Here is a 23,865-nt window from a genome sequence, read left to right as displayed (position 1 = left end):
TCTAAAGAGATGAGAAACCAGAAAGTGTTACCTATGTCTTGCTACAAAAGTGTTACCCATGTCTTGAGTCATACATTTAACCCATTACGCATAACGAACTAGACTAACCGACGTAGGCTGGCCCTGAGTCCCGGATGGGACGTTAGGGATTGGCACGACGCTTGCGTAGGCAAGAGGAGTGACAAAAGCCTATGTGTCGTAGACCGAACGAGGGCGCAAGTCCCGAAGTGAAGCGGTTAGTCGCTGTTATGCGAAGGTTCGTATTTATTCTAATTAATCAAAAAAATTATATAAAGCTTCACCTAGGTTTCTAGGTTTCCAGTAAGCCAGATCAAAATGTAAGTTAGGCAAATTTATAGCCTCTGAATAAGGTGCTAACAATTCAAATTTTGTTCGCAATTTAATGTTAAATTTTTCCTTAATAAATTTAGAAATTTCTTCATTGTCGAAGAAATCTGCAGGCAAAGAGTTTTTTTCTAGAATTTTACAGCATGCGAATTCACCTGTTAACTAACAGAGTATATAAAATTCATTTTCGAATTTTTTGATTTTAGCAAAATGATAAATTTGTGAATAATTTTCTTTTTCTAAACTTAAAATTAAGTAGTTAAGTTCATTCTTTATTGTATAAATAATTTCTTTAAAAAGTTTGTATTCCATTGATTATATAAAAGTGTTTATATTTTAGATAGATCGTGAATGCTTTTTGTTACTGAAATATTGTGATTATCTGGAGATATTCTTGAAATAGAAAATTGAAGATATTTCATTTATATGTTTTTCATTTATTTAAGTAAAATTGAAAAGAGAGATACATGGAAGATATTTTTTTTATATTTATTTTTTTTATAAATTCCGAAAGTATTTGGATTTTTTCATTTATAATCTACGAACTTTCGCATAACGAACTAGACTTACCGAAGTTGTCCGACCCTGAGTCCTGAAGGGACGTTAGGGACTGGCATGCAGCTTGCGTAAGCAAGGCGAATGCCAGGAGGACAATTTGGCGTAGCCCGAGCGAGGCCTTGTGCCGAAGCGTAGCGGTAAGTCGCTGTTATGCGCAGAAACGCATTATACGAGAGTGATTAAGTCAAAATACATTAGTCTTGTATCTTCATTTGTATCTGACTGGGTAAGGTAAACAAATCCATTTTTCTCATAAAAGCTAAGTGTCTCTTTGTTATTATATGCATCTACGGTAACAAATCGACAGCCAGTTTTATTAGAATCCAGAAATAGGCCCTTTATATAGTTTAGAATATCTGATCCTAGACCTTGATTTTGGTATTGAATGGCAACGCCTAATCTCCCTATTTTAACTGCAGGATAACTTTTAAATCTTTTCTTTTCAGGTATAGACTTTCTAAATTTTTTCCATCCGGAATTATTTGTTTGTTCGGCAGAGATTTTATCATTGATAACACTGAAGAATGCTACTGTATTCTGATTTTTTGAATTTTCAAAGATGTAAGTAACGGCAATTAAACTTTCAGTATATACTAGAGAGTCATTTAATAGAAATTCGTTAAGATCAGAGTCACCGCAATCAAAAGGTAAGATATTGTTTTTACTATCAAGTCGATAAAGACGGATATTTTCCCAATCCATCAAGTTTTACTTTTCAAGTAGATCAGAGATTTTTTTGTAGCTTGCTTGAATTTTGACAACTTCTTGTTTTTCTACTTTCTTTGTCTCATTCTTATCTAAGGACTCAAAGAAGAAATCGGCATCATGACCCTTAAGAGTAGGTGTGTCTTTGATTTGAATAGCCATCTTTTGTTACTTTCCTGCTTCTATCTTCTTTGAAAAGAATTTTATTATTCCCGTTAGTTTGACTCCTTTAAGAGCTATAATTGTCTGAATGTCAATGAATAGTGTTCATTTTTGCGTTATTGCGCATAACGAACTAGTCTACTCAACGTTTCCCGACCCTGAGTCCCGGACGGGACGTTAGGGACTGGCACGTAGCTTGCGTATGCGAGCGAGTGACAGAAGGGAAATGTGGCGCAGCCCAAGCGAGGCCGTAAGTGCCGAAGCGCAGTGAGTAGACGCTGTTATGCGACGTACATTCTATTCGTATTTCTTTGGGAAACTGATTAGTTCTTTGATGTATATTGTTAAACAGAATATTAAATAAAAATTTAAAGATTCTAGTATTAGTGAATTTAATCTTAAAAGAAAATTGTAGTTGAAGTTCAGGTTTTTGAAAAATACTTTTTCAAAATAACTTATGATATTAAAATTGAAATAAATTGAATGTAGCCCATCACTGAAATCATTTCGTATTAAATTTATTAAAAAAGTATTTATGGTTATGGAAATGATTAAAAAAAATAAAGGTCTTTTGAATCGACGATATCCGGCGTGTAGGAAATATAGTAACTGCCTCCAATAATTATTTCTAGAGCTAAAGTAATGGTGATAATTTATTAAACTTTCTTTGATTTTATAGTCTGTTAATGTTGAGGAAATTTCGTTGATTGATTTAATTAATATTGACTGATTGTAGGCAAATCCTAAACTGCTTTTTTCAATTTTCGGGTCTTCTCGATATGTATATTTTCCATCTCCAATTTCTTCTGCGTAGATTCTTAGTTTAAAGAAGCTTATTTTGTTTTTAAATTTATTGAAGATACTTTTAAATGATAGTTTCGTTTCATTTGGAAACAGAAAGAGAACTTCTCCTGGAATGTATTGTTCAGGTTTTCTAAAATAGAAGTATAAGAATTTTTCAAATAAGTTATATTCTTTTGGTATTTTTTTGCTTATTAGACTTAATGATGAATCAAAATAAAGGTATTTTAGAATTTTTTCTTTTGTGAATTTGATGGAGACATTTCGGATTGTTAAATTTGAAATGTTTTTTGCCTTAAAAAGAAAAAGGCTTAATCCGGAAATATTTTCCAAGAATATGTTTTGTGCGGTAGTATCTAGGTAATCAATTGAACAGTTTTTTAATCTTAAAGTTTGGTTATTTGATTCATTTGAATGTTTAAAGTAGCCTATTTGGGAATTTTCAAAGTATAAATTATTTTCTATACTTTCCATATATGACTCAAAGTGTTCTATCTTACAATTTCTGAAATAGATTTGTTTATCTATGCTTAAATTGTTTCTAATCGAAGTAAAGCTTTGATTTAAGATATATATTTTTTGAATTTCGGCATAGCCTAGATTTTTTATGAAAATATCAATGGAGAAATGGTTTTTGGACGTTTCAGGGCTCATGGCAATTAATACCATTTTATCCAACAGACTCTTTCTAATGTTTGAATTTGATCTTTTCGTATTTTTTGATAATATTTTTAGGAATTTCAGTTTGAAGACAAATTTTCCATTTTTGAAATTTCCTAATGAATTTGAATCTACAAAAATTGTAGAATCATTTTTTAATAAGTCCTCGCCCTCACATCCACAAGATTCAACAAATTCAAGAGTTGGATAGGTGAGAGAGGTAGGAGATGTTTCAAAGTAAGAAAATTGAAAGTAGTATTGTTCCATTTTAGTTTTATTCATGTATGTCGCATAACGAACTAGGGGAGACGACGTTCCCTGACCCTGAGTCCCGGACGGGACGTTAGGGACTGGCACGTAGCTTGCGTATGCGAGCGAGTGACAGAAAGGGAATGTGCCGTAGGCCAAGCGAGGCCGTGAGTGCCGAAGCGCAGCGTTTCCCCGCTGTTATGCGCTGGGCGAATTTTCAAAATTTACCTTTTCTAATATTCTCAATGTTTCAATTAGTTTAAGTGCTATATCTTCAGCTAGGTTTGTGGATGAATTCTCAATGTTAAATGGAAAAAGAAATCCTAAATCAGAGTTTTCAATAAAACCAATTGATCTCAGGTATTCTGGTGCTTTTTTTCTTATATGTTCTTCGGATATCCAATTTTCTCTTAATTGAATTACAAATGGAGTATCGTAAGTTCTCCATGAATCAATATATTGACCGAACCAAAGATTACCCCAGTCATAATAGATTGTGTATCCATAAAATAGTCTTGATTGTCCAGTTCTGCCAATTTTAAATTTTTCATTATTTAATATGCCTTTAATTTGGTCGACGGTATTCCAAATTATATTTAATAAGTTTGGGATTGTTTTGGAATTTAGCAAAGTTAATTCCTCCTTTTGGATTGTGATTAAATTAATAAAGCGAGTATTTATGAATTGTTCAATTGATTCTGAAAGTAGATTCTTTGACATGAAAAGATTTATGATATCTTCCCAAATCAGAAATATTGGTTCTATTCCGGAGTTGTTTAGGTATTTCGTTAATTCAGATTCATTAGAGATTTTAATACCTTTAAGTTTAAATTGTTCGTATATTTTTAGTTTAAAGTATCCGAGCTTATTTTTTAAACATAGAAGTACTAAGTATTTTTTTTCAAAATCATTTTTTTCTAATAGAATTTGCGTATAGCGCCAATATTGATTTTTTTGTGAAAAATCTGCCCAAAATTTGTTTTCTAATATTATAATAGAATTACTATTTTGAATGACGAGATCAGGTATTCCATGCTCAGGATTATAATCCTGAGTTAAGATTTCAAATTCCCATTCTTCTGTATCTTTATGTTCGGAAATTGAGAAGAGATGCGAATAAAAAAGTTTTTGGTAAATAGAAAATTCTGGATGACTTAACATATAAGCTAAAGACTCGGTAATTAAGTTTTCGTTGGATAATCCTTCTATCGTATTTAAAAAGTTATGTTTCATGTTTATATTTAGAGCCTTGCGCATAACGAACTAGGGGAGACGACGTTGTCCGTAGCTGAGCCTCCGTAGGAGGCGTTAGCGTCGGCGCGTCTTCTTGCAAAGCAAGAAGCGTGACGGAGGACAATGTGTCGTAGACCGAGCAAGGCCGTAAGTGCCGCAGCGAAGCGTTTCCCCGCTGTTATACGCTGCTCCTTGTTAATCTAAAATATCGAAGTTTCCATCATCTGAAGTAATAATTGCTATAAGTTTTTCGCCATCCTTTTTTCGATTGTGTATGTATCTCTTAGATGAGTTATATCTGGAGCCTCGTTCGATATTGCTTTTTTCAATTGAATTGCCATCTAGAATAACTCCAAATGCATAACAAATGCAATTTGGATCTATAATTATTGCTCCATCTATTTTAGAGAGATTAATTGCTTGTTCTGAAGTTAGTACAAAAGGTTCTACGTTAATACTATCATTTTTTAAACGCATAGCTTCGTTTTTTCCTTTTTCGTGAATTATTAGGATGCTTCCATTTTTTGAAGATATTAAATCTAATGCTATTTTTTTTAATAATCCGAAATTTTGACTACCAAAGATTTTTATTTTATTTGCTAAATCATTTATAAAGTATTCTTCTGAAATTTTTTCGCTATTTAAATCGATTTTTCCCGATTTGAAAACTGCTATTGTTTGATTGCTTTCTTGAAATCTCCAAGTATTTTGTTTTATAAAATTTACTTTAAATATGTTGTTTATATTTGAAAGCGTATATCCTGTAATTTTTCCTGATTCTAAAATTAAGTCAATGTTTTCTGAGGTTCCTTCTAATAACTTTCTAATTAAGCGGTGATTACTTAGTGGAATAGCTTTTTCAAATTTGACTATATTGTTTAATTTTGGATATGAAGATGCAGAAATTGAAATATTTCCTCTGATATTATTTTTCTCGTATAAAAGTTCTGATATTGCATCTAAATCATTGCATATGTCGATAATTGGCTGTAATAAGTCATAATTATTTTCATCAAAAACACCTTGAAGTTTTCCAATTAGATTTATTACAAATGATTTGGATGCTTCATTTGCTAGATCTTTTGTAAATTCGTGCAGCATGATTTTTTGGTTTATTCTAAATAAATTTTCAAGTCTTAGGTTTGTTAGTTCTAAAAAAAATTTATAGATTATTGCATATATTATGTTTTTTTCTTCTGAATAAACGGAATCAATGTTCTTATAGTAAGAAAATTGTTTTTTGTTTATTTTGTATAAAAAAAATAAAGAATAGTTTTCTGTTTTGTGAAAATAGTCAGATCCAATTAGTTCGTAAAGTTCTTTTGAATTGTATTGTTCTATAAAGTGATTATATGAACTCATAATTTCGTTGTAATTTGATAAATCAAAAACCAAATCTAGAAAACTTTCCATTTTATTTTCAAATTCTTTATCGTCTCCGATTATACCGTAATTTGAATCGTTATCTAGATTATAAGAATAAATTACAAAGAAAGTAAAATCTAGTAGTGGGTCGACGTTTCTTAAAAGGGCAGCTCCCGCTGAATGGAGTTGTCCTAAATTTGATAAAAAGCTAGCTATTTCTTTGTTCATTATATAATATTTTCAAGGAGTTGCGTATAACGAACTAGGCTTGCCGACGTTTCCCGACCCTGAGTCTCGAATGAGACGTTAGGGACTGGCACAGAGCTTGCTTTTGCAAGCGAATGCCAGAAGGGGAATGTGTCGGAGACCAAGCAAGGGTGAGCTGTGCGAATCCCGCAGCGCCGCGGTAAGCCGTAGTTATGCGAAGTGTTTTTTTTCTATATATTAGTTGCTAAATCTTTCAAAAGTAACTTCATAATATCAGTTTTTATCTCTCGATTTGATACAGAGTCCACGAAGGGTATTGCAAAAATTAGTAGGATATGTAGTAATGATTTTTTTGTTTCAACATATTCAAAAGTTTTTACGATGTTCCCATTTGGTTTTTTGACGATCGCTAGTAATTTAATATTGCTTTTGCTATATGAAGGAATAACGCCTAAGGAATAAATAGATAAAAGAGCTAAAGGATTATCTTCTGATCCTTCTTCCCAGTAAAGATCGAAATGGTAATCTGAAGTGATTAGCCCTAATAAACTTCCGTTAACTTGATCTATAATTCCTGATTTTGAAAATTCCTTTTTCAGCAATTCGAAATTTTCATATGAATTGCATGAAATCTTATCTTCAGGAAAGCATCCATTGAAAGAAATTGCAATTTTAAATCGTTTATTTGTGGGCAATACAATATCTTTTGATGAAGGTATTGTATTGCTTTTCCAAGTAATGCACCCAAGAGAAAATAAGGTAATAAATGTTAAGGCGAAGAATGTTATGTTAAAAATTCTTTTAGATAAGATCATTAAAAATATACTCTATAAATTTTGATAGTAATTTGATAAACGAAGTCAAACACTTTTTTCATATGATAATTCTTGAGCGATTATTTTAAATAATAAGGTTTCAGGTATTTAGAATAAAATTTTAAAACATTTCGCATAACGAACCCTAATTGCTCTAGTTGTATTTGCCAACAGTTGCCGAATAATGGCATTTCCTTTCGTTTTACTTTATTATTTGGCGGCTATTTGAATTACGGTTAATTCGTTTATCTTGGTTGTTAATTGCTTTTCTTTATATTTACTATATTTTGTTAGTTTTTGTATTTCGTATAACATACGCGGTGGTGTGATATTTGCCGCTCTTCTGTTTTAATGAGACATAAGTCTTTTGGTAGCTCTATTTGATTTCTTGGGAAGTGGATGAGAGGTTAGTTTGTGCTAGGGCATAGCTCCGCCCCCTGAGTCCCAGTGGAGGAAAAACGAATCTGAGTCTTTTTTGTAATATGGTTAGTGCAAACGTTTTTTGAGTAAGGTCTGGAAATTCTCATCTAACAGGTATTTTTTATTCATTATTTAGGTAATTTTTTTGTAAATTATGCAATAAAAGTAAATTTGCATATTGTAATGAATTTTGTTTCTTTTTTGTTTTATTTCTGGAATTTGAATGGTAATAGCTGTTCGTTGCTGATTAGGTCATTAAAGTTTTGGAAACTGGAAATTCCTATCCAGATTTCTTTGAATGAGGCGAGTAATCGTTTTCGGTAATAGGTTTTATCGTAGATTAGTGGATTTTGCGAGTTTTTAGTTTCTATTCTTTCTTCTGTTTTGTATCGTTCTCCTTTTCTTTCTGATTTTTTGTTCACTACCAAGTAACGAATTTTTTCTCCTGCTTGGACATGGATACCCATTTCTAATAAGTCTTTGACTGCCACGGCACTTGGAGCGTCTACACTATAATCTTCTGGATTGTGCGAGGTAGATCTTAGTATGAGGAGGTCTTTCCAGAAAACATCACCTTTTGAGAGTGGGGCATCGTATTTTTTGAAGATTTCTAAAATCTCAGCTTCTCTTGATAGCATATCAGCTGTCGTTTCAAACTGACACATCCACCGAATCATTTCTTGTTGTGCAGTTTTTATGTAATTAGGGTAGTCTTTTCTCCGTAAGGCAATACCCCTCCCTTTAAAATGTCCATCAGTGAACCTTCCCATATAACGGTTGGCGACTGGCATTTTTTCATCTTCAGTGGATGGTGGAAAAGATAACCAGGAGAAGATACCTTCTATATCCATCGTTATTTTGGTTTTTAGTTTTATTGTTTGGCAAATTTCTTGAAGGTTTTCTTTTGTAATTGGTGATTTATCTTTTTTTTGAATGAAGATACAATCGGTAATTGCGTGCACTAGGTTATAGCCATAGTCTTCTGCAATTTCTTTTGCTATAAGTAGTTTTTCTCTTCCAAAAGCTGTTACTGCTTCATGGCTTTCTAGTTTCCCAAATTTTGCATTTCGATAACCTAAATATCCAAAAGAGGTAACCAACATCCATTTTAAACTGGATTGTTTTTGTTCTATGTAATCTTTGTTAATTTGATTTGGTTCTTTACATTGTTTTTTATAATGAGCTCTACGTTCTATAACATGTGCAAGTGCGTCGGAAACAACACCTCTTCTTTTGTTACAGATTCGATATCCTAGAGATGGCACTATTTCTATTTTGGGATCATTTTTGCAACACAAACAATTGATTGTTTCTGGAGATATATTATGTGTTACCATTACTTTGGGATACATTTGAGAAAAATCTAGTTGAGCAACATTTTCTAATACAAATCCATTTTGAATCTTTGCTTGAAAAACTAACCCACCTTTGTCGGCATTTAGAAGATCCAGTGCTGTTTTTGGGGATTCTAATGCACTTTTTTGCCAAGGAACAAGGTAATCCATTCTCAATGCTACATCCACTTCAATATAGGTGAGTGCTTTGCCTGTTGATGCTCTTGCCATCTTTTGGATTGGTAAACGAGAGATACGAGCAAGTTCAATAATTCCCATAAGATCTGCTTCTTTATAAACAAATCCGTTTTTTGAGTCTATATGCCAGCGACCGAACAGTGGATAAGAAGGTGCTCTAAATACGATCGTTCCATAAGTATTGAAACTGGTTCCTTGTGTTTGTATCGAACGCCTGATTGTGCTTGTTTTGTCTCTATCAAATTCTGTTGGTATATGATTTTCTTGTGAAGCCTTGAAGAGATAGGGAAATAGAATTTGGTCACCGTAAGAAGTGAGAACTATGTCGGGATCATGTTTTTTGAATATTTCATTTAGTTTATGGATTAAATTCGTAGGATTGTTTGTTGGTATTTTATATCGGTCGGAATTGGTTTCAACTATTAGTGTGTTATATTGTAAAGAGATCCTTTGGCTTTTTTCTAAGTAGAGAGAGACTCTCCTGAAGTTTGGAACTTCGTAGTCTAAGTCTTGGATATTTGTGAAACACTGAATATTTTTAATTTCCTTTTGGTTATTTTTTGTTTCGTAACTTATTTCTAAATAAGCTAGGGGGTAGATATCTTTTTCTACCATATAACCCGTAGTGATTTCGATATCAGAATGATAGATATCGTATTTTCCATAGAGATTAAAAAGTTTGTTTGTGATTTTTGGTAGGAGTTGTGGTTTAGAAATTACCAATTTTAAAACTGAGATTTCTTTGTTTTCGTAGAAAAGACGTTTTTCAGTGAAGGTTGGGATTTCTGCTAACGCGTTTAACTCATAAAATCGTTTTACTAGTTTTTGAAGAATGTTTTTGGGTGCGTCAATGTAAATTGTTGGAAAGAACTTATCAGAAAATAATCGAAGTTCTCCTTCCTCAGACCTTAGCCAAAGGTAGATTTTTTGTTCGGAGTGGTAGATATCAAACAAGTAACCTTTGAAAGTTTCCATAATTTTTTGTTGTATTGTGGTTTATTTGTCTGGAATTTTTTGTAGGTTTTTTTTGATTTCGTTCACTTCTTTTTTTAATTCGATGAGCATGGATAGAATCATTGAGTCAATGGGATATGGTAGCGATGCCATAACACCAGCTTGCACTTGTAATTTGGAGGTTCTAATTAGATCATCAAAAATTTCTTGGTCTTGTCTTCTGAGGGACCTGCGGAAGTCTGATAGATTTCCCTCTATCTGTAACATTTGGCGAGAATAAGGTGCAATGGTTCTTCCCATTTTAAAGTCCTGTGATTGAAGTTTTTCTTGTACGAATGCGAGAAAGACCGTCTTCCATTTTTAGTTCCCATAGGTTTTGGGTAGTCCGTAGTAGTTTTGGAAAAAAGATTTGAAAATTTTTATGTGTATAAGTCCAGGATTCGATGATGAGTAGTGGGACATTTTCGCCGGGGAATTTTTCAATCAATTCTAACATCCGGTTTAATAAAAACAAACCTTCGTCTTCTTTGACATCTCCATCCAGAAATTGTTTGCATGGAGCTAAAAGAAAGTATATGGTATTTTCTTCTTTTGTATTTAGAATGATCTTTAGTGCATCTAATATCTGATAAGGGGTGAAGGCTCTTTGGACTTTGATTTGTTCTAAAAATGGTTCTGGTTGTAAATTTTGTTTTCTCGTTTCTTCGGCAATGGTGAAGGGGTTGAATCGAATGGCGCAGTCTAGATTGAAAACCTGAAACCCAGAACAAACCATGGCATACTGCCAATAATGAGCCAGCTTGTACATTCCTCTTTCCCCTGTGAGTAAACCGATATCTCGCTGATTCCAGTTTTTGATTGGTTCATAGACATCTGTAGAAATTGGAGATGGTTTAGCGAGAATCATTAATGCTAATTATATGTATAGTAAAAATATGTAAAGTGTAATTTGTCGGGAAGTTTCGTTTTTCATTTGCTGGAAAAAGTAAGTCACTTACCTTTTTGCGGCAAGACTGAGGATCGGTGGTTTGTTTCGATTGGGAAAAATGATGTGAATTATTTGAAAAAGAACTAAAGAGAGGGGATGAACACTTCCAGAAAGGTTAGGAGAAGGGAAATTTCTAAGCCGGAGATTACCTCCGGTCAAAGAGTTATCGAGGTAAAAAAGGATTCATCCAGTGATTTTCTAAAACCAATCGATGAATCAGAACTTCGGACTTATAGGGGAGGAACTTCTTGGACGGTTTTGACACCGGTTACAAAATAACTGGTTTCAGCAAAGCAGCTAAAAGGAACTCCTATGTGTTCTTCGTATTCCAAAACCACTCGTTTGCCAATGGATTCGTTTAAATGTTCGGCGATCGCCTCGTCCCGAACGCTGAAGTAGAATTTTTCGGTCATAGTTCCAGGCATAGTGACAAGGGCCATTTCCCCTTCCCAAGTTTTGCAAACCCAACCCTTTTTGGAAAGTTTTTGGATGTAGCCAGCACGATCTCCTTCGGAATAACTCCACTGAAGAGTGAGCCAAGTGTAACCCGCAAATAGAATGGCGAGGAGGATGAGAAGAAAGCTGAAACGAATTAAAAATTTACCCATAATTTAATCCAGAAGTTTCGTAACCAAGAGGAAAGTTTCAAGACAATATTTAGGTCAGAAAGGATCAAATATGGAATTTACGATGGATTTCCCCGCGCCAGGGCATACGGAGGGCTTGGTCAGAGGAGGCTTTTGCCTCCGAGGACGGGAGCCGAAGGCGCACCCCGAAGTACGCCCGGTCCATGATATATGAGAGTCACCTCCACTAACGGAGTGGAGGCGCCCCAAAGGAAATCATACACTGGGTCTTAAGTCCATAATATGAACTTTTTTATATAAAAAAATAGAGGGATGTCGATAGAGGTGGAAAGTTTTCGCTATTCGTGGTAAGTGTCAACCATTGGGTGGCGGGTCTAGTTCCCCACCCTCAGATTGGGCGGGGATACTATATTCACACATTCTTTCTTGCCAAACTACCGAATCCCACCAAACTCTCCTCAATGCGCAATTTATTCCTCTCGCTTCTATTTCCATTTTTATTTGTTAGCTGCTCTTCTGTTTCCTACCAAAAAATAGACAAAGCCAAGGCCACCAAACAATGGGGAGTTTTGGAAGTCAAAGAAACTGCTCGCAGTATGAGCCATTCCTTATCTACATATTATAAGTCTGAATTGAAGACTGGTTATTTAGAATGGAAGGCAATTCAAAATTCTACCTCTGAACATATTGATACAAAACTTATTAGTAACGAAATTCTAAACCAACTCACAAAAGATAAGGTTCCGTTTGTGGACACTTCCATCCGTGAAGAGGCAAGTGCAGAGATGGCATTTGGGAAAACGGGAATGGTTTCGGCTGAGTCACGTTTGGCGGTGGGAAAGTTTAAATCACCTTCGCATAAAATCAAAGGTGAAATCAATGAAGTTGTGAATTATGAATCCGGATCTCGGATCCAATACATCACGGTGACACTTTTTCTTGTGAGTTTGGAAACCAATCAAATTGTTTGGTCGGAACAAACCAATTTTTTAAAAACAAGTCGTGTCGAAGGTTATGGCCTTTGATTGTCTGGGAAAAAACCAAATCGAACTTTGACTTTTCCCATTGGGGGACTTAAGGTATAAGGTAAGGTATCTGGATGCATTTGGAGTTTGGGAGAGACGAGGACCGATTTTGATTTTCCCATCCAAACATATTCGGGAAAAAACCTGACATAACGATATTCGTCGGAGATATCCAAATCTTTTCTCATATTCCTTCTCGCATCATCGTAGGAAGTTGCGACCCAATCAGCCCCTAGTTTGAAACCAGAGACAATGATGATGACTCCTAGGGCAGTTAAGTCACCAGAGTTTGCTTCGGCCCCTAAATAAACAAGACCGGCACCCAGGGCGACGATGGTCGCACTTGCCAGAACAGCTCCAGTAATTTTAACAGTGCCTTTGGTTCCTTCCTTTAAGGCACTGGCAGAAACTAATTGAAAGTACTTAGAGTCCTGGATGAGTTCTGAAATTTCGTTATCGCGAGTTAGGTGGCGTTCGTACCACCTTAGGGTATCTTTTTCTAAAACAAGTGGGGTTTTATTTCCACCATCCACAATCGTCAGTGCACTTTGTTTTCCTGTTTGGCGGAATTTTAGATTTCGTAAGCCCCGGATGAAGTTTAAATTCACCGAAGGATCCATTTCCGGTTCGGCACCAGGGCCACCAAAAATCAAAATGAACTCTTCCTTTTCCGAAAACCTTTCATTTGCCATTGTGCGAAGGACTCCGGATTGGGGTTTTAATTGATTTGCTTTTCTAAAATCAACTTTCGCTTCTTCAATGGAACCCGTGGAGAGCCAAAGGGAAGCAAGTAATAGACGTAAGGTGGGATCATCAAATTGGCCTTCCGCACTCCATTCCCCACTGAGTAAGTTCCCTGCATAACGCGCTTGTATTTTTCCTTTTTCGTATTCACCCGCCCTTACATAATACAATCCAAGGAGGATGTGGAGGTAGATGATTTCTGCTTCCGAGGCATAGTATCCTTCCTCTGTTTCCATATAAAAAAAAGATTTTAAGGATCTTGAGGCACTGAAACGAAGGCGTTCCTTACTTTCTTCCGCCAGTTTTTCTAAGGCTTTATAATTGGTTTCACCTTTTAAAAAACCCAAGTGGGCGCGTTCTAAAATTCCAATAAAACCCTTTCGTTCTTCTGTGGGAAGGAAATCAATTGCCTTTTCTAGATTGGCCTTTTTGTAAGCACGGAGGGAATCTTCATATTCTTGTCGTTTGGCGATACTTGTACATTGGATACAAAGTAGTAATAGAATAAAAGAATAGAAGGATAGGCGCATTCGGCCTATCCTTTAAGAAAATTTAGATTTGTCTATTCGAAATAACTCTTAAGTCCAGATTCAAATTCTGTTTCTAAGGACTTGGCCGTCCATTCCCATTGGAATCCATTTCCTTTGACAGAAAGAGCAGATTTAGAATTGGATTTGCCAAGAGTTGTAAAACCAAGTCCTGCTTTGGTGTATTTTTCTTTGACTTTTCCTTCGTCTTTCGCAAGGAAACTAATCACAAAGGAGGCTCCTGTTTCACCAAAACAAAGTTCGTCGAGGCGTGAAAAACTTTTTTGTAATCCTTCTAGGTTTACTTCCAAACCTTTGTCACCAGAAATCACAATTTTTGCCAGTGCGACAAGAAGGCCACCGAGTGACAGGTCTTTGGCGGAAGTGAGAAGTCCATCTTTTCGGCAAGAGATGAGTGTGTCAATGGCCGCTTTTTCCTTGGTCAGAGAAATGGTTGGAATTTTTCCTGTGTCAAGGCCATGAAACCGGTAAAGGTATTCGGAAGCGGAGATTGTGGGTTGGAATTCTCCCACAAGAGCATACACTACTTCTTCCTCGGTGCGAGGGTAGGTATGAAGTCCTTTTGCTACATCATCGATCACTCCCACCATACCAATGGTAGGTGTTGGGAACACAGGGCCCTCTGGTGATTCATTGTAGAAAGATACGTTTCCACCAGTTACAGGAAGTCCAAGGAAACGACAAGCATCCCCAAGTCCTCTCACACATTCACTAAAGATATAATAGTTTTCAGGGATGTAAGGATTTCCAAAATTTAGGTTGTTTGTGACTCCGTAAGGTTCTGCACCCGTGGATGCCACGTTTCTTGCCGATTCACAAACGGCAATTTGTGCCCCTTCGTATGGGTTAAGATACGTATAACGTGAGTTACAGTCTGTTGCCACAGCAATTCCTTTTTTGGTTCCGGGAATCCGCACAAGCCCACCATCTTCCCCAGGTTCTACCACTTTTACAAGTCCCACTTCTGTATCATACTGCTCATAGAGAGGTCGTCTGGAACTGATATTTAAGGATGAAAGAAGGGTGTTTAGAGTTTGGGAAACTGTATCTTTCGATAAATCATTGATTTTTGTTGGATCAAACTTTGTCACCTCATCGAGGTAAGCCGGTCTTTTTTCTTCTCTCACATACCGAGGAGCACCACCACCAAGAACCAGTGAGTCTGCTGGGATTTCTGCTTTGAGTGTTCCATTTTTTCGAATCCGAAGGATTCCATCACCGGTAACTGTTCCAATCTCTACGGCATTCAGTCCCCATTTATGAAAGATAGAAACCAGTTCTTCTTCCTTTCCCGTTTCTGGAATGACTAACATTCGTTCTTGGGATTCGGATAACATAATTTCATAAGCGTTCATATCCGACTCTCGGAGAGGGACTTTGTCTAAATCCACATCCATTCCGGTTTTTCCTTTGGCACTCATTTCAGAGGTAGCACAAGAAATTCCAGCCGCACCCATGTCTTGGATTCCCACAAGGAGATTCTTTTGGATGGCTTCGAGGGATGCTTCCATGAGAAGTTTTTCCATAAAGGGATCACCCACTTGGACGGCGGATCTTTTTTCTTCGGATTCTTTAGTTAGGTCTTTGGAGGCAAAACTGGCACCATGGATTCCATCGCGTCCCGTTGTGGCACCCACGATGTACACTTTGAAGCCTACTTTTCCTTTGGTAGAAGCAGAAGCCATTTGGTCGTGACGAGCAATTCCCACTGTCATTGCATTCACAAGAGGATTTTTAGTGAATGTTGGATGGATGAATAATTCTCCACCACCAACTGCAATCCCAAGAGAGTTGCCATAGTCACCAATTCCTTTTACAGCACGGGTGAGTAAGTATTTATTACGCGCCTCTTTTGGATCACCAAACCTGAGTGAGTTGAGAGAAGTGATGGGTCTTGCACCCATAGTGAAAATATCTCTCATGATCCCACCAACACCAGTTGCCGCACCTTGGTATGGTTCTACGGCAGTTGGATGGTTGTGACTTTCGATTTTGAAGACAACGGCAAGTCCATCCCCGATGTCCATGGCTCCCGCATTTTCTTCTCCAGCTTGCGCTAGAAGTTTGTCTGACTTTGTCGGAAGTGTTTTTAATTTTAAAATTGAATTTTTATAAGAGCAGTGTTCCGACCACATGGCGGAGAAAATTCCCAGTTCCGTAGAGTTGGGCATTCTTCCTAAGATCTTTTGGATCTCTACAAATTCAGTTTCTGTAAGTCCGTGTTCTTTTGCATCTTCCAGACTAACTTTCTCTTTTTCCATACTGATTCCTTAAACGAGTTCCCTATAATTGCGATTGAAGTAGAGGAGGGGAGAACCTTCTTTCGTTGCCACTGCTTCCACAAGACCTATGAGGATCCAATGGTCCCCGGCATCGATGGTTTGGTTCACTGTACAGTCGAGTGAGGCCAACGAATCCGGTAAAACCGGGGCTCCGGTGGAAAGAGTTCCTGGTTTCAGTCCTTCCAAAACTACCGCTTTGTCCAGGGAACCAGAAGCAAAATCAGCGGAAATTTGTTTTTGTTCTGAAGAAAGAATATTCACGACGAAGTTTCCCGCTTTTTCGATGGGTTCTTTCGCGCTGGAATTCTTGGCCAAACAGAATAAAACTAACGGCGGTTCTAAGGAAACAGAAGAAAAACTAGAAACAGTGATTCCGCCTTTTTTTTCTTTGGATTCATAAGTAATCACACAAACTCCACTCGCCCAAAGCGAAAGTGAAGTTTTAAATTGGTCGATGGATGCTGGCATAAAACCTCGGTATTGACAAATATCAATTTCTGGAAGGATTCTAAAAACCAAATTCCATTTGACCCTTTGATAATTTGCGAATGATTTAGGGGTAAGGCAATGGTATGAAAGCACTCACAAAACATAGAGAACTTATTTTTAATGACCTAAGAGAAAGAAAGGACCACCCCACTGCAAAGATGGTTTTTGAATCCGTAAGAGGGAAAGCTGACAAAATTAGTTTTGCCACCGTCTACAATTCTTTGGAGTACTTGGTTGAAAACAAGATGGTCAACAAACTGAATATCGAATCCGATTCCGTTCGTTACGATGCCTTTTTGGACGACCATTCCCACCTGCTTTGTCATGAGTGTGGAAAGGTATTGGATGTAGCTCCTTTAAAACTCAGCGACGAAACGGATTTACAAGGACTCGGATTCCAAGTGAAACACGTGGACGTTGTGGTTTCTGGCACCTGCGCGGACTGTAATTCACTCTAAATTTTTCTGGATAGGGAGGTTCCCTATCTCATGATTGTCCTATGGGCATCATTCATTCACTTTCGGCGGACTTAATCAACCAAATTGCCGCCGGAGAGGTAATTGAATCCACACATTCCATTCTGAAAGAACTCATCGAAAATTCCATCGATGCAGGCGCGACCAAAATTGAAATTGCTACCGATTCCGCTGGGTTCGGTAGGATCCTGATCTCCGACAATGGACATGGGATCCAAAAAGAGGATTTGCCTCTTGCCATCAAACGTTATGCCACTTCTAAAATCCAAGACTTCCATGACTTAGAACATCTATTCACTTTCGGGTTTCGGGGAGAGGCCCTTGCTTCCATTGCCTCTGTTTCTCGAATGGTATTAGAATCGGGAACAGAAGGAAATCGCACCGCCTACCGCGTGACAGTCGAAGAAGGAAAAATTGTTTCGGAAGAAGAGATCCCTTTTTTTCTGGGCACTAAAATTGAAATCAAAGATTTATTTTATAATACTCCCGTTAGACGGAAATTCCTAAAAACAGAAACAGGGGAAGAGAAAAAAAATAGGGCCCGAGTCCAAACCATGGCAGTCTCCGAACCGAGTATTGGATTTCGGTATTTGCAAAATGGAAAGGAAGTTTTGAATGTGGTTCCCGAAGATGGCCTCGAACGCGTGTTATCGGTTTACGGCGAAAACTTACGTGACCATCTTTTGCCCATCCATTCCAGCCGGAATGGAATGACCCTTCGTGGTTGGATCTCTCATCCTGATTTTTATAAATCCTCTCGAGCCGGACAGTTTTTCTTTGTGAACAACCGTTCTGTGGAATTAAAGTTTTCGGCTCAAATTCTCAAACGTTGTTACGGGGAACTTCTGCCCAGTGGTGCCTTTCCGTATGCGTATTTATTTTTTGATCTCCCTCGTGAGTTTGTGGATGTGAATGTCCATCCACAGAAAAAGGAAGTTCGGTTTTTATCAGAAGAGACAATTACTGGAATTCTTTTCCAAGGGATTACAGAAGTTTTACGAACTTCCACCCCTGTGGAATTTTTAGAAATGCGTCGTAGGCTTTCTATGCCCATCCCTTATGAAAATCGGGGAGGAGAATCTTCTTTTGGATCTGGATTCGGAGGCCCTGGATTTGGGTTTGGTGTTGGACAAGGGATGTTTGGGAATCTCCAAACAGAGGGTGAAACACTCATTGGTCCCAGTTCCATTGAAGGAAGACAAGGGTTTTCTTTGGAAGGAATTGGTGCAGGAACCAACTTGCATTTGTTAGGAGAAAATCTCACCAAACACAATTTGTTTGTTCCGAAAAAACATTACGGGGTATTGTTTGAGACATTTATTCTCGCTGAAGCAGAGGACGGTCTTTACATCATCGACCAACATACGGCCCACGAAAGGATTCGTTACGAAGAAGTATTGCGTGACTTAAAATCCAAAGCCTATAAATCCCAAAGTCTACTCACACCCATTCGTTTGGAACTCACGAAAGAAGAAGCCGAAGAAATGTTAGAAGAGAAACATAGGTTTTCCGAACTCGGGATCACTCTCGAACCATTTTCGGGAGGAACCATTCTCATCCGGGAAGTGCCTTCTTATATTGATCCGGGTAAAGAAACAGAAACCATCTTGGATTTATGGGAAAGGTTCAAACAAAAAGACCCCGAAGACAAAGAACTCTATGATGAAATGGCCAAATGTGTGGCTTGTCGGTCGGCCATAAAAAAGGGAGACCAGGTCTCGGATCCCATCATTGGGGAATTGTTACAAAGATTGTCCTACTGTGAAAACCCGTCCCTTTGTCCCCACGGTCGGCCGACACTGATCAAACTCACGAGAAAAGATCTAGAAACTATGTTTCACAGGATCTAGACGGCTCCACGGAAAACCGAAAAACATTGATAGAATTCTCGGATTCGAAATCCTGGGCTTCATGCCGCAACGCCCCCTAGAAGGCAAAAATATGACCCTGCGGGAGAAGGAAAAAATCCTACTCCAAAAGATCAAAGCAGGGGATCCGACTGCCTACATGACCTTAGTGTCCCCATTTCGGGAACGATTGTTCCGCAAAGCGGTTTCCATGGTAAAAGATGGAGACGATGCGGAGGATATTGTCCAAGACGCTCTCATTTCTGGTTATAAATCCATCCAAAACTTTCGAGCCGAGGCCGGAGTTTATACCTGGCTCTACCGAATCGTGGTGAATAAGTCCAAGGATTTACTTGCTAAGAAGAAAAGAGGTAGGGAAAAACCCATGGATGACTCGGGAGATAACCAATTTGTGGATTCTCGTGTCGGATATGAAAAAAAATTGGAACTTTCTGAAGAGTCTCGTTATCTAATGGATAAGATTGCACTCTTAGAAGATTCCTACAAACAGGTTTTGGAACTTCGTTATTTCGAAAATCTTTCGTATAACGAAATTGCTGAGATCATGGAATGTAATGTAGGTACGGTTAAGAGTCGTCTCTTCAAGGCCAAGGAGTTTTTGAAGCACCTCATCCAGAAAGACGAAAAGGGAGAAGGGTTCTTTGAAAAATAAGTTTATGAGTTTAAAAGATTGGTTTCGTTCACAATATCCGGGTCTCTTTCCTGAAGAGACAGACAACGTGGTTTTGGAAAATAAGATTTGTTCTCTTTTCCAAAGAGTAAAGGAAAAGGAAGATACCATCCTTCCGCGAATGTCCAAAGACTTCGACACCCGCCTTTTCAATCTTCTTGAATCCGTCACCATCGACAAACCCAACCAAAAGATTTCCTTCACTTTCCGAGACCTTGTAGAAAACAGAACCGTTCAGTATTCCTTTTCTGCTGTGATGGCTCTTAGTTTAGTGTTTGTGCTTGCCACTCGTAATTCCCAAGAACCAACAACTCTTGCGGGAACGAATGACACGGCAGGTGTTGTGATTGAACAAAACAACTACCAATACGAACCAACTAGCCTCGATCTAAATGAATCCTACCAAAAACGCATGTTACTCGATCGTTTGCGATCGGCTCCTGGTTCTGTTTACGGTCTTCGTGAACTGGAATTGTATTATGAAAAAACAGGAAGAGAATCTTCTGCTGATGAGTTAAGACTTCTTATCGAATCGATCGAAAGATAAATCTTTAAACAAATCCTTTGGCAAATTGGACGGCATCCCGAGAACGGATGTCGTCAGCCGAATGCAAAATGGCAAGGGCAAATTGTTCAATCCTTGCTTCTAAACGAAACGACCCACCACTCCTTTCTTTACTATCTGCCAGTCTCTTTAATTCCGAAAACCAAATTTGGATTGTGGATTCGTCCTTTTTCGTATAAGGATGAAAAATACCTTCGCGCCAAGCAAGGACGGGAACGAGTTCCTTCATCTCTTCTTCTTTTGTGGTGATTTCACTTGCCTTTTGGATGAGGGTGAGGAGGGGCGGCCAACGAACGATGGTATGAGGAAAAAGTTGCGGGTCATTTAAAAAGGCATTTCGATAGGTTTCGATTCCTTCTCTTTCATTTCCTGTCATGACTTGTGTTTCTGCTAAAAAGTAGAGTAGGACGGGAGATTGTTTGTTCCCACCATACAGTAGGACTTCGAGTGCCATTCCATAGTCTTTGATTTTGATGAGACAGGCCGCAAGATCACGTAACAAGTCTTTGTCGAGGGCATTGGCTCCTTCCCACTGGTAAGCTAGTTTTAAATGGTCACGTGCTTCTTTTAAAATACAATCTTGGGTGGCAAAAAAACTGTCAGTGTTATGATACCCACGTTTTCGAATTTCGGATTCAAAATCGGCAAAGAGAGAAAGGAGGAGTTTGCCTCTATCTTTACCTTCCCTTGTTTTTAGAATTAGATCAAGTCTATGATCCCAAAAACTGGCTATATAAAATCCGCTGATGGAAGCAAGATCAAGTGGATCCCTGTCCAGAAGTACGGAATAAAGTGATTTTGCAGTTTCAAACTCACCATTAGAAAGATAGGTGAGTGCTTCTTCCGACTTCTGAATCATTCTAGAGATTAGTGTTGGCTTTTTTTATCGTGGTGTTTGCTTGTTTGGGATAGAATTTTATCTTCTAATCCATCGATACAAACATATACATCTTTGTCTTGGTTGTGAGCGTTGAAATTGTTACCATCAGCATGTAACTTCATGTTAGAGTGGATTTCTCCATGAATGGCTTCAAATGATACTTCACAGGATACGATTTTTTGAACGTATTTTGATACTCGTTCTAATTTTTCGTCCGCGTATTTTTCAGCCGCTTCGGAGCGGTCTAAATGTTTCCAGGTATAATTGATTTTCATAGTTTGTCCCAATTTGGTATGGATAGATTGTATTTTGGAAAAAAAGCAAACGTCAAATAAAAAAGAATTGAAGGTGAGTGTTTCTCGTCTTTAAGCTTGGAGGATGGCAAATGAAGAAAAAAAAGATGGTGCAAAGAAAAAATCTGCCCCAAAAAAGAAAACCACAGTTGCCACTGCCAATGAGAAGTCAGTAAAAACTGCTGCGAAGAAAGTTGCCAAAAAAACAGCAAAACAAAAGGAAATATCTTCGCAAGAACCAGCGCTAAAATCCATTTACAACGATTCCAAGTTTACCAAACACCCTGAATTTCCTAGTGAGGATCTCATTCGAGTTCTTGTGCGAACACCAAAAGAGGCCTTTGTGTTTTGGAAATTTTCTGAAACAACCTTAAAGAATCTGCTCGTTGATTTGGACTCTCCAACTACCGATGGATTTCGATTCCGTTTGAAGGTTGAATATAAAAATATCTTTGGAAGCGAACGAACCGAAATTTATGATCTCGCTCCCTTTACAGAATCTTATTATTTAAAGTTTATGTTTCCTGTCAGAGAGATCCAAACTTCTATCCTTGTTTCTTCCGAAAAAAAAGAAGTTTCGACTCTCCATTCTTCTGGAAAGGATCTCCCTGGCGGAACCGAATCCTTTCGTTTGGATAAGGAATGGATCCACCCCCAATGGATTACGATGGGACTTGTCGCCAAATCTGTGGGCAGTGATGAATACTATGTGAAAGATGGAGACGCCTCTGAATTCTATGTGAACCCTCGTTCTAAAGAACAAATGGAAAAAAGCCGAGACCAAAACCAGCCACATTCAGGTTTTGCCAATGGATCGGGATCAGGCAAAGGACTTTTGTGATGAACCATTTTTTAAAAGGGCATTTGGTTTTCGTATTACACGCTCACCTACCATTTGTTAGACACCCTGGCTACTCCACTCCTTTTATCGAAGAAAACTGGTTAAACGAAGCCATTCTAGAAACCTATATCCCTCTCATCCGAGTCTTTCGGAATCTAAAAAAAGAATCCGTTCCCTTTCGGATCACCATGTCTTTCACTCCCACATTATCCCTTATGCTGACAGATCCCTATTTACAAAATGGATTTCGAAAGTACATAAAGAATTTAATCACTCTGGCAAAACAGGAAACCAAACGAAATGCCAAAGACCCGCATCTGCATTACCTCGCCACAAGATACTTAGAACATTTTTTAGATACAGAGTCTATCTTTGAAGAAACGAAGGGAGATTTAACCAAAAGTTTTTTGCCTTTTGTGGAGTCAGGGGAATTGGAAATCATGACAAGTCCTGCGACTCATGCCTTCCTTCCTTTTTATGATTCGGAACCTTCTATCTTTCGTTCTCAATTGAAAAATGGAAGGAGGACCTTCCGGCGCATTTGGGGAAGGGACCCGAAAGGAATTTGGCTTTCGGAATGTGGTTACACTCAAAAACTAGAAGAGGAGTTAGACCGAGAAGGGTTTCGGTACTTTTTTGTGGATACCCATGGGGTTACACATGCGAGTCCCAGACCAAAATTCGGTGTCTATGCCCCGGTCGAAGTAGGGTATGGGGTGTTTGCTTTTGGGAGAGATCCTGAAAGTAGCAAACAAGTCTGGAGTTCCATTGATGGGTATCCCGGAGATTTTCGGTACAGAGAATACTATAGAGACATTGGCCACGACCTTCCTTGGGAAGAAATTTCTCCTTATTTAGATTCCAATGGAGTTAGGATCAATACTGGTATCAAATACTTTCGGATCACTGGCAAAACTTCCGACAAGGGCTATTACCATCCGGACTGGGCGATGGAAGCGGCCGGAAACCATGCGGAAGATTTTTTACGAAACCGCATCCGGCAAGCGGAAGAATTGTTTGAGACTAACAAACAACAAGCGGTAATCGTTTCTCCCTATGATGCGGAATTGTATGGCCACTGGTGGTATGAAGGCCCACAGTTTATCGAATTTCTATTTAAAAAAATCCACTTCAACCAAAACACCATCAAACTTTCCCATCCCTTAGAAGCAGCAAGGGCCCTCCCTCGGGTGCAGTCAGTGGAAATGAAAATGTCCAGTTGGGGAGAAAATGGATATGGAGAGGTTTGGCTAAATCCCACAAACGATTGGATTTATCCGCTCATTCATGGTCTTAGCATCCGAATGCACCAGAGGGCCCATGAATTTGGGTCCAATGGAAGCGAATTACAAAAACGAATTTTGAAACAAATGGGTAGGGAGCTCCTTCTCTTACAAAGTAGCGACTGGGCCTTCATTATGAAAACGGGAACCATGGTGGATTATGCTGTTCGGCGTACCAATGTGCACACCAATCTCTTTCTAACTTTGGAGGAAATGCTCACAGGGACTGTCGATGAGGGAATTCTTTTAGCGGCCGAATCAGAGAACAATGTGTTCCCGGACATTCGGGTGGAAGATTTCTATTAGAATTCTTCTAA

At 38.1% G+C, this 23,865-nt stretch carries 22 protein-coding genes; 7 read left to right on the top strand and 15 right to left on the bottom strand.

Annotated elements, in window-relative coordinates; genetic code table 11:
• Positions 1-1,071: 1,071 nt before the first annotated feature.
• From EHQ24_RS18810 to EHQ24_RS18770, 10 genes are all read right to left on the bottom strand, one after another.
• Positions 1,072-1,608 carry a GNAT family N-acetyltransferase gene (locus tag EHQ24_RS18810; protein ID WP_135603120.1) on the bottom strand — a complete coding sequence of 179 codons (537 nt, stop codon included), beginning with the start codon at positions 1,606-1,608 and terminating at the stop codon, positions 1,072-1,074.
• Between the two features lie 6 nt (positions 1,609-1,614).
• Positions 1,615-1,773, bottom strand: coding sequence for a hypothetical protein (locus tag EHQ24_RS19280; protein ID WP_165779526.1), 159 nt, complete (start codon positions 1,771-1,773; stop codon positions 1,615-1,617).
• 297 nt (positions 1,774-2,070) lie between these two features.
• Positions 2,071-3,501 (bottom strand): hypothetical protein, encoded by a 1,431-nt coding sequence (locus EHQ24_RS18805; RefSeq protein ID WP_167483107.1) that lies wholly within the window; start codon positions 3,499-3,501, stop codon positions 2,071-2,073.
• Positions 3,502-3,681: 180 nt separating this feature from the next.
• On the bottom strand, positions 3,682-4,716 hold the full coding sequence (locus EHQ24_RS18800; RefSeq protein ID WP_167483106.1) for a PD-(D/E)XK nuclease family protein: 1,035 nt from the start codon (positions 4,714-4,716) through the stop codon (positions 3,682-3,684).
• Between the two features lie 195 nt (positions 4,717-4,911).
• Entirely contained in the window at positions 4,912-6,309 is a 1,398-nt protein-coding gene (locus EHQ24_RS18795; RefSeq protein ID WP_135603117.1) for a diadenylate cyclase, read from the bottom strand.
• 209 nt (positions 6,310-6,518) lie between these two features.
• Positions 6,519-7,103 carry a hypothetical protein gene (locus tag EHQ24_RS18790; protein ID WP_135603116.1) on the bottom strand — a complete coding sequence of 195 codons (585 nt, stop codon included), beginning with the start codon at positions 7,101-7,103 and terminating at the stop codon, positions 6,519-6,521.
• 626 nt (positions 7,104-7,729) lie between these two features.
• Entirely contained in the window at positions 7,730-10,030 is a 2,301-nt protein-coding gene (locus EHQ24_RS18785; protein WP_135603115.1) for a DNA polymerase domain-containing protein, read from the bottom strand.
• 21 nt (positions 10,031-10,051) lie between these two features.
• The gene (locus EHQ24_RS18780; RefSeq protein ID WP_135603114.1) at positions 10,052-10,309 is read right to left on the bottom strand and encodes a DUF8156 family protein; all 258 of its coding nucleotides are present in this window, start codon (positions 10,307-10,309) and stop codon (positions 10,052-10,054) included.
• 1 nt (position 10,310) lies between these two features.
• Complete coding sequence (locus EHQ24_RS18775; RefSeq protein WP_135603113.1) at positions 10,311-10,916, bottom strand: P-loop NTPase family protein; 606 nt, start codon at positions 10,914-10,916, stop codon at positions 10,311-10,313.
• A 311-nt stretch (positions 10,917-11,227) separates the two neighbouring features.
• A complete protein-coding gene (locus tag EHQ24_RS18770) occupies positions 11,228-11,605 on the bottom strand; it encodes a hypothetical protein (protein ID WP_135603112.1) in 378 nt (125 codons plus the stop codon).
• A gap of 440 nt (positions 11,606-12,045) precedes the next feature.
• On the opposite strand from EHQ24_RS18770, the gene EHQ24_RS18765 reads away from it, so the two are divergent.
• Positions 12,046-12,609, top strand: a complete 564-nt coding sequence (locus tag EHQ24_RS18765; RefSeq protein WP_135603111.1) for a penicillin-binding protein activator LpoB — start codon at positions 12,046-12,048, stop codon at positions 12,607-12,609.
• On the opposite strand, the gene EHQ24_RS18760 is transcribed toward EHQ24_RS18765, so the two are convergent.
• Genes EHQ24_RS18760 through EHQ24_RS18750 form a run of 3 tightly spaced genes read right to left on the bottom strand, consistent with a single transcriptional unit; the run spans position 12,597 to position 16,651 of the window.
• A complete protein-coding gene (locus EHQ24_RS18760; RefSeq protein ID WP_135603110.1) occupies positions 12,597-13,883 on the bottom strand; it encodes a hypothetical protein in 1,287 nt (428 codons plus the stop codon). The genes EHQ24_RS18765 and EHQ24_RS18760 overlap by 13 nt on opposite strands.
• Before the next feature lie 32 nt (positions 13,884-13,915).
• Positions 13,916-16,162 carry a phosphoribosylformylglycinamidine synthase subunit PurL gene (gene purL, locus EHQ24_RS18755; RefSeq protein ID WP_135603109.1) on the bottom strand — a complete coding sequence of 749 codons (2,247 nt, stop codon included), beginning with the start codon at positions 16,160-16,162 and terminating at the stop codon, positions 13,916-13,918.
• Positions 16,163-16,171: 9 nt separating this feature from the next.
• A complete protein-coding gene (locus EHQ24_RS18750; protein ID WP_135603108.1) occupies positions 16,172-16,651 on the bottom strand; it encodes a flavin reductase family protein in 480 nt (159 codons plus the stop codon).
• A 104-nt stretch (positions 16,652-16,755) separates the two neighbouring features.
• Between EHQ24_RS18750 and EHQ24_RS18745 the strand changes: the two genes are divergently transcribed.
• The 4 genes from EHQ24_RS18745 (at position 16,756) to EHQ24_RS18730 (ending at position 20,233) form a co-directional block, all read left to right on the top strand.
• Positions 16,756-17,130, top strand: a complete 375-nt coding sequence (locus EHQ24_RS18745; protein ID WP_135603107.1) for a Fur family transcriptional regulator — start codon at positions 16,756-16,758, stop codon at positions 17,128-17,130.
• A 41-nt stretch (positions 17,131-17,171) separates the two neighbouring features.
• Positions 17,172-18,998, top strand: a complete 1,827-nt coding sequence (gene mutL / locus EHQ24_RS18740) for a DNA mismatch repair endonuclease MutL (RefSeq protein WP_135603106.1) — start codon at positions 17,172-17,174, stop codon at positions 18,996-18,998.
• 61 nt (positions 18,999-19,059) lie between these two features.
• Complete coding sequence (locus tag EHQ24_RS18735) at positions 19,060-19,668, top strand: RNA polymerase sigma factor (RefSeq protein WP_425270099.1); 609 nt, start codon at positions 19,060-19,062, stop codon at positions 19,666-19,668.
• Between the two features lie 4 nt (positions 19,669-19,672).
• On the top strand, positions 19,673-20,233 hold the full coding sequence (locus tag EHQ24_RS18730) for an LIMLP_12425 family protein (protein ID WP_135603135.1): 561 nt from the start codon (positions 19,673-19,675) through the stop codon (positions 20,231-20,233).
• A gap of 4 nt (positions 20,234-20,237) precedes the next feature.
• On the opposite strand, the gene EHQ24_RS18725 is transcribed toward EHQ24_RS18730, so the two are convergent.
• On the bottom strand, positions 20,238-21,110 hold the full coding sequence (locus EHQ24_RS18725; RefSeq protein ID WP_135603105.1) for a hypothetical protein: 873 nt from the start codon (positions 21,108-21,110) through the stop codon (positions 20,238-20,240).
• Between the two features lie 8 nt (positions 21,111-21,118).
• Positions 21,119-21,406, bottom strand: a complete 288-nt coding sequence (hpf, locus tag EHQ24_RS18720) for a ribosome hibernation-promoting factor, HPF/YfiA family (RefSeq protein WP_004783901.1) — start codon at positions 21,404-21,406, stop codon at positions 21,119-21,121.
• A 103-nt stretch (positions 21,407-21,509) separates the two neighbouring features.
• Between hpf and EHQ24_RS18715 the strand changes: the two genes are divergently transcribed.
• Positions 21,510-22,265: a hypothetical protein gene (locus EHQ24_RS18715; protein ID WP_135603104.1), complete on the top strand. Its 756-nt coding sequence runs from the start codon at positions 21,510-21,512 to the stop codon at positions 22,263-22,265.
• Positions 22,265-23,854 (top strand): glycoside hydrolase family 57 protein, encoded by a 1,590-nt coding sequence (locus tag EHQ24_RS18710; protein ID WP_135603103.1) that lies wholly within the window; start codon positions 22,265-22,267, stop codon positions 23,852-23,854. Before EHQ24_RS18715 ends, EHQ24_RS18710 begins: the two co-directional genes overlap by 1 nt.
• Positions 23,855-23,865 lie beyond the last annotated feature (11 nt).

This window comes from Leptospira noumeaensis (assembly GCF_004770765.1).
In the GTDB taxonomy this organism is placed as follows: Bacteria; Spirochaetota; Leptospiria; order Leptospirales; family Leptospiraceae; genus Leptospira_A; species Leptospira_A noumeaensis.
The sequence above is the reverse complement of the archived record's forward strand: the minus strand, read 5'-3'. Positions and strand labels throughout refer to the sequence as shown.

Bases quoted from the DNA above. Each gene is read 5' to 3' on its own strand.
- hpf (WP_004783901.1), bottom strand. From the start codon at position 21,406: ATGAAAATCAATTATACCTGGAAACATTTAGACCGCTCCGAAGCGGCT.
- EHQ24_RS18730 (WP_135603135.1), top strand. From the start codon at position 19,673: ATGAGTTTAAAAGATTGGTTTCGTTCACAATATCCGGGTCTCTTTCCT.
- EHQ24_RS18810 (WP_135603120.1), bottom strand. From the start codon at position 1,608: ATGGATTGGGAAAATATCCGTCTTTATCGACTTGATAGTAAAAACAAT.
- EHQ24_RS18765 (WP_135603111.1), top strand. From the start codon at position 12,046: ATGCGCAATTTATTCCTCTCGCTTCTATTTCCATTTTTATTTGTTAGC.
- mutL (WP_135603106.1), top strand. From the start codon at position 17,172: ATGGGCATCATTCATTCACTTTCGGCGGACTTAATCAACCAAATTGCC.
- EHQ24_RS18715 (WP_135603104.1), top strand. From the start codon at position 21,510: ATGGCAAATGAAGAAAAAAAAGATGGTGCAAAGAAAAAATCTGCCCCA.
- EHQ24_RS18790 (WP_135603116.1), bottom strand. From the start codon at position 7,103: ATGATCTTATCTAAAAGAATTTTTAACATAACATTCTTCGCCTTAACA.
- purL (WP_135603109.1), bottom strand. From the start codon at position 16,162: ATGGAAAAAGAGAAAGTTAGTCTGGAAGATGCAAAAGAACACGGACTT.
- EHQ24_RS19280 (WP_165779526.1), bottom strand. From the start codon at position 1,773: ATGGCTATTCAAATCAAAGACACACCTACTCTTAAGGGTCATGATGCC.
- EHQ24_RS18785 (WP_135603115.1), bottom strand. From the start codon at position 10,030: ATGGAAACTTTCAAAGGTTACTTGTTTGATATCTACCACTCCGAACAA.
- EHQ24_RS18750 (WP_135603108.1), bottom strand. From the start codon at position 16,651: ATGCCAGCATCCATCGACCAATTTAAAACTTCACTTTCGCTTTGGGCG.
- EHQ24_RS18710 (WP_135603103.1), top strand. From the start codon at position 22,265: ATGAACCATTTTTTAAAAGGGCATTTGGTTTTCGTATTACACGCTCAC.
- EHQ24_RS18780 (WP_135603114.1), bottom strand. From the start codon at position 10,309: ATGGGAAGAACCATTGCACCTTATTCTCGCCAAATGTTACAGATAGAG.
- EHQ24_RS18775 (WP_135603113.1), bottom strand. From the start codon at position 10,916: ATGATTCTCGCTAAACCATCTCCAATTTCTACAGATGTCTATGAACCA.
- EHQ24_RS18770 (WP_135603112.1), bottom strand. From the start codon at position 11,605: ATGGGTAAATTTTTAATTCGTTTCAGCTTTCTTCTCATCCTCCTCGCC.
- EHQ24_RS18745 (WP_135603107.1), top strand. From the start codon at position 16,756: ATGAAAGCACTCACAAAACATAGAGAACTTATTTTTAATGACCTAAGA.
- EHQ24_RS18725 (WP_135603105.1), bottom strand. From the start codon at position 21,110: ATGATTCAGAAGTCGGAAGAAGCACTCACCTATCTTTCTAATGGTGAG.
- EHQ24_RS18735 (WP_425270099.1), top strand. From the start codon at position 19,060: ATGCCGCAACGCCCCCTAGAAGGCAAAAATATGACCCTGCGGGAGAAG.
- EHQ24_RS18805 (WP_167483107.1), bottom strand. From the start codon at position 3,501: ATGGAACAATACTACTTTCAATTTTCTTACTTTGAAACATCTCCTACC.
- EHQ24_RS18800 (WP_167483106.1), bottom strand. From the start codon at position 4,716: ATGAAACATAACTTTTTAAATACGATAGAAGGATTATCCAACGAAAAC.
- EHQ24_RS18795 (WP_135603117.1), bottom strand. From the start codon at position 6,309: ATGAACAAAGAAATAGCTAGCTTTTTATCAAATTTAGGACAACTCCAT.
- EHQ24_RS18760 (WP_135603110.1), bottom strand. From the start codon at position 13,883: ATGCGCCTATCCTTCTATTCTTTTATTCTATTACTACTTTGTATCCAA.